Genomic DNA, 568 nt, shown 5'->3' with positions numbered 1-568 from the left:
GTACCCGCGGGAGCCGCCGCGCCGGGGGCGCTGCCCGCCGCGGTGGCCGTGCCCGCACAGGGCGCGCCCGCGCAGGGCGCTGCCGGGCCGGGTGTTCCCGCACAGGGTGCTGCCGGGCCGAATGTTCCCGCACAGGCCGGCCCGGGTGGTGCGCAGGCGTTGCCGCAGGCCGTTCCCCCGGTGCCCCCTAGGCAGCCGGCCGCGCCTCAGGGAGTTACGGGGCAGCCGGTCCCGGGACAGGTGGCCCCGGCCGCCCAGGGCGGTGCGGGCCGGCCGCTGCCCCCGCAGGGGACCGGGCTCACCCCTGCCCAGAACCTCGCCGGTCAGCCGCTTCCTCCGCAGGGCGCGGCGCTCGTTCCCGCGCAGGGCCCTGCCGCTGCGGCCCGGCAGGCCACCGCCGGACCGCTTCCGGCGCAGGCCCCTGCCCCGCAGCCGGCTTCGGCCGCACAGCCCCAGCCGCAGCCCTGGCCCAGCGCCGACACCACCACGCCCGGCGCGGGCACCCCCGTACCCCCGCAGGGCGCCGCCGCACCGGCCCCGTCCCCCACGGCCGGCACCCCCCTGCCCC

1 pseudogene is annotated in these 568 nt (G+C 82.4%); it reads left to right on the top strand.

The features are described 5' to 3' along the window. Nucleotides 1-240: 240 nt before the first annotated feature. Nucleotides 241-568: pseudogene (locus ABD224_RS29355) on the top strand (DNA polymerase III subunit gamma and tau); the annotation flags it as partial.

This window comes from Streptomyces thermoalcalitolerans (assembly GCF_039525155.1).
Taxonomy (GTDB): Bacteria; Actinomycetota; Actinomycetes; order Streptomycetales; family Streptomycetaceae; genus Streptomyces; species Streptomyces thermovulgaris.
Note: the sequence above shows the minus strand (reverse complement) of the source record. Positions and strands in the feature narration are given on the sequence as shown.